The sequence below is a fragment of the Sinomonas notoginsengisoli genome (assembly GCF_021554725.1).
GTDB lineage: Bacteria > Actinomycetota > Actinomycetes > Actinomycetales > Micrococcaceae > Sinomonas > Sinomonas notoginsengisoli.
In genome coordinates, this window is sequence record NZ_JAIZDP010000032.1 from 1 (window position 1) to 325 (window position 325).

A 325-nucleotide genomic window follows, 5' to 3' on the forward strand; every position below is an offset into this window, starting at 1 on the left:
GGCCCTCGCAGCCGACAGCACCACGTACCAGGCGAACCTCGCCGCGATCAACGGCAGCAACGCCTCGGGAACGTTCATGCTGACCCTGAACGGTGACCAGGCCACGGTGACCGAGAAGGTCTCGGGTCTGGCCGCGACGTTCAACGGCAACCCGTACCCGCACGTCCAGCACATCCACATCGGAGCGAAGGGCACCTGCCCTGACATGTCCGCGGACACGAACAAGGACGGAGTGATCAGCACCACCGAGGGCGCACCGTTCTACGGCGGCATCGGCGCGACGTTGTCCACCAGCGGTGACACCAGCCCCGCGGCCGGCACCGAC

The 325-nt window shown here is 67.4% G+C and carries 1 pseudogene; it reads left to right on the forward strand.

From position 1 onward, the window contains the following. A pseudogene (locus tag LF262_RS16850) lies at window positions 1-325 on the forward strand (hypothetical protein); the annotation flags it as partial.